Origin of the sequence: Mycobacterium sp., from assembly GCF_032161845.1 — a bacterium.
Classification (GTDB): Bacteria; Actinomycetota; Actinomycetes; order Mycobacteriales; family Mycobacteriaceae; genus Mycobacterium.
On the sequence record NZ_JAVRQA010000509.1, the window covers coordinates 1 to 4025 of the forward strand.

General features: G+C 65.2%; 4 protein-coding genes. 1 reads left to right on the forward strand and 3 read right to left on the reverse strand.

The genetic code is table 11. From position 1 onward, the window contains the following. Both QOD90_RS28060 and QOD90_RS28065 read right to left on the reverse strand, forming a co-directional pair. Nucleotides 1-1036, reverse strand: a 1036-nt coding sequence (locus QOD90_RS28060) for an acetyl-CoA carboxylase biotin carboxylase subunit (RefSeq protein ID WP_526355256.1), incomplete at its 3' end; no start/stop codon positions are given. A 5-nt stretch (nucleotides 1037-1041) separates the two neighbouring features. After that, complete coding sequence (locus QOD90_RS28065; RefSeq protein WP_526355258.1) at nucleotides 1042-2640, reverse strand: acyl-CoA carboxylase subunit beta; 1599 nt, start codon at nucleotides 2638-2640, stop codon at nucleotides 1042-1044. Between the two features lie 452 nt (nucleotides 2641-3092). Between QOD90_RS28065 and QOD90_RS28070 the strand changes: the two genes are divergently transcribed. Continuing rightward, complete coding sequence (locus QOD90_RS28070) at nucleotides 3093-3788, forward strand: TetR/AcrR family transcriptional regulator (RefSeq protein ID WP_526355260.1); 696 nt, start codon at nucleotides 3093-3095, stop codon at nucleotides 3786-3788. Nucleotides 3789-3812: 24 nt separating this feature from the next. Here QOD90_RS28070 and QOD90_RS28075 read toward each other — a convergent pair. Beyond that, a partial coding sequence (locus tag QOD90_RS28075; RefSeq protein WP_526355262.1) for an SDR family oxidoreductase occupies nucleotides 3813-4025 on the reverse strand: 213 nt, incomplete at its 5' end.

Consider the following 4025-nt stretch of genomic DNA (forward strand, 5'->3'; position numbering starts at 1 on the left):
CTTCGGCGTACAACCGCACTTCGATGGCGTGGCCCTTGGGCGAACTGTCCAGCATCTCGGCAGGTAGCGGTTCACCGGCGGCGACCAGAAGTTGGGCCCGAACCAGATCGATACCCGTGACGAGTTCAGTCACCGGGTGCTCGACCTGCAACCGGGTGTTGACCTCAAGGAAGTAGAACGAGCCGTCCTGGGCCATCACGAATTCAACGGTGCCCGCACCCTCGTAGGCCAGCGCCTTTCCCGCTGCGACGGCTGCTCGGCCCAGCTCTTCGCGCAGCGCTGCATTGACTGCGGTCGAGGGCGCCTCCTCGATGATCTTCTGATAGCGACGCTGGATGGAACATTCGCGTTCCCCCAGGTGCACCACGGTGCCGTAACGGTCGCCGAAGATCTGCACTTCGATGTGTCGAGGCGCTTCGACGAACTTCTCCAGGAACACGGTGCCGTCGCCGAATGCCGAGGTGGCCTCGCGCCTCGCGCTGGCCACTGCCTCATGGAGTTCGTCATCGCTGCGCACGATCCGCATTCCTCGCCCGCCACCTCCGAAGGCGGCCTTGACCAGGACGGGGAATCCGACGTCGGCCGCTTCGGCGCGCAGTCGTGCCGGATCCTCGTCGTCGCCGGAAGCCACGGTGACGCCCGGCAGCACGGGAACGCCAGCGGCGCGCATCATGTCCTTGGCGGCGATCTTGGACCCCATCGCGTGGATGGCCTCGGGGCTCGGTCCAACGAAGATCACCCCAGCCCCGGCGCAGGCGCGGGCGAAATCAGCGTTCTCCGAAAGGAAGCCGTACCCGGGATGGACCGCGTCAGCACCCGTGCGGGCCGCCGCTGCGAGCACCAGATCGTCGCGCAGGTAAGTGTCGGCGGGCGCAGTGCCGGGCAGATGCACCGACTCGTCGGCTTGCGCCACGTAGGGGGCGTCCCAGTCGGCGTCGGAGTAGAGCGCGACGGTCGAGATGTCCATCGTGCGCGCGGTGCGGATGATCCGGGAGGCAATCTCGCCGCGGTTGGCGATCAGCAGTTTGGTGATCACGGTGTTCACATCCTGAATACGCCGAAGCCGCGGCGGCCGGCGACGACGTTGGAATGGGCGGCCGACAGAGCCATCCCGAGTACGGAACGGGTGTCGCGCGGGTCGATGACGCCGTCGTCGTAGATGCGCGCGGAGACGAAGAACGCGTGGGACTCCCGCTCGATCTGCTCCCCGATCTCCGCGGTGCGCGTCGCGTCGGCAGCATCGTCGAAGTCGCGCCCGGCGGCCGCAGCGGACGCCCGCCCGACGATGGACAGGACGCCGGCCAGCTGCTGCGCGCCCATCACGGCGAGCTTGGCATTGACCCAGGCGAACATGAATCGGGGATCGTAGGCCCGGCCGGACATGCCGTAGTTCCCGGCGCCGAACGAGCCGCCCATGTTGATGGTGATGTGCGGGACGGTGCTGTTGGTGACCGCGTTGATCATCTTGGCGCCGTCCTTGATGATTCCGCCTTGCTCGTATTCGGTGCCAACCATGAAGCCGGTGACGTTCTGCAGGAAGATGAGCGGTGTGTCGGTCTGGTTGGCCAGGAGAATGAATTCCGTTGCCTTCTTGGACTCTTCGGAGAAGAGCACACCGCGGGAGTTGGCGAGGATCCCCACGGGAAAGCCGTGGATCGACGCCCAACCGGTGACGATGCCGGCACCCCACCGCGGCTTGTACTCCGAGAACCGGGACCCGTCGACCACCCTCGCGATGACCTCACGCGGGTCGAACGGGACCCGGGGATCACCCGAGGCGATGCCGAGCAGTTCCTCGGAGTCGTACAGCGGCTCGTCGGCCGGCTGGGTGGGGCCGGGTCCGAGCTTGCGCCAGTTGAGGTGCGCGACGATGTCGCGTCCGATGCGAATGGCGTCGATCTCGTCGACGGCGAAGTAGTCGCCAAGCCCCGAGATCCGAGTGTGCATGTCGGCCCCACCGAGTGCCTCATCGTCGGCGTCCTCGCCGGTGGCCATCTTGACCAGGGGCGGGCCGCCCAGGAACACCTTGGCGCCGTTGTCGACCAGCACGGCGTAGTCGCACATCCCCGGAACGTAGGCACCGCCCGCCGTGGAGTTGCCGAAGACCAGCGAAACGGTCGGGATGCCCATCGCCGACAGCTCGGTCAAGTCGTGAAAGATCTTGCCGGCGTTGACGAACAGCTCCGACTGGGTGGGCAGGTCGGCGCCGCCGGACTCGACCAGATAGACGACCGGCAGGCGGTTGACCCGGGCGATCTCGAGTGCGCGCAGATTCTTGCGCAGCGTGTACGGGTTCATGGTGCCGCCGCGCACCGTGGGGTCGTGGGCGATGATCACGGTCTCGATGCCCGACACCACTCCCAAGCCAGTCACGATCGCGGCACCGACGTTGAATTCAGTCCCCCACGCCGCCAGCGCGGAGAGCTCCATGAAGGGGGCGTCGCGGTCGATGAGTAGCTCGATCCGTTCGCGGGCCAGCAGCTTGCCACGGTCGTGGTGGCGTTGGGTGTAGCGCTGCCCGCCGCCGGCTGCCACCCGCTCCAACTGTTCGTTGAGCGCAGCCACCGCCGTCGACTGAACGTCGCGATTGCTCAGGTATGTCCCGGAGTTGGTGTCGACTTTTGACGCGAGGATCGTCATCGCTGTCCTTTGAGGTCAATCTGGCAGTGAAGGCTTCGATCGATAGTGAACGTGGATGTACTAAATACTGGCTTCGTAAACTGGAACGGGATACCGACGGTCACCTCGAGCTGATGGGAGGGCGCCCGCCAGCGCAGCGCGCGCAGTGCCCGATTTGGGCCACGACCGGTTGTATATGAGGGATTTACGTAGGCTGCGGGTGTTGCCATACGTGGCTGGGCGGGGCGAGTCATGGTGGGGAACCCCTTCTGGGTACGGCACGCACGCGAGAGTCCACGGAGACGTTAGTGAATATTCAATCACTAGTGCCAGACTCAAGGCAAGCGGCAATCACGGCGGGACGGGCATGGGAACAGCCACCCACGGCCACGTCCAGCACCCTGACGTACGGTTCTGCCGGACACCGAAACACCGAACTCGTCGAGGACCGGCCAGGTGATTGCCGGGGCATAATGAACGCTGATCAACCTGGGAGGTGTGCCATCGTCGCTGATCCGCCCGTCGGCGCCCAGATTCGCGTCCGTACCCGGGATCCCGAACGCAGGGGACGCATCCTAGCGTCAGCGGCAGATTTGGTTGCCCGCAAGGGTTTTCACGCGGCGTCGATCGCTGAGATCGGTGCCGCCGCCGGAATCACGGGTTCGGGTGTCTATCGGCACTTCGACAGCAAGTCGGCCGTCCTGGTTTCCTTGTTCGACCAGATCATCGACGAGCTGCTGCGCGACGAACGGGACGTTCTGGAATCCACCACTGATCTGGGCGCCGCATTGGACCTGCTCATCGCCGGTCAAGTGGAATTCGTCGTCGGTGATCGCGAACTCGCACAGGTCTATTACAACGAGATCCACAACCTGCCCGAGGAGGATCGCCGACGGCTGCGCCGCAAGCAGCGGTTGTATCTCGAGGAATGGGTTCACCTGGTCAGTGAATTGCGCGAGGACCTCAGCGACACCGACGCGCGCGTGGTCGTGCACGCAGCGATTGGGGCGATCCAGTCGCCCCTGTTCCACGACGCTGGGCTGGCCGAGGACCGATTGCGTGTGCTGATCACTGAGACCGCCCGTGCCATTCTGGGCATCGCCCCGCCGCAAACGTCTCGGGCGCCACGGGCATCAGCTTCTCGACGTCCACGCCGCCGGTCGACGTGATCGATGCCGAGGTGACTGCCGACTTCAGATGAAGTCCGAACCCCCATCGACGTTGACGGTCGCGCCAGTCACGTATCCATTGCGTCGCGATGCCAGATAGGTAGTCGCCGAGGCGATCTCTTCGGGCGATCCGGCTCGACCAAGATCGCACGGGTGACCGAACGTCTGCTCGACCCAGCGCATCACGTCGTGCGGATCGCCGGCATCGAGACCATCGGCGGCCAGGGTCTCCTTGAG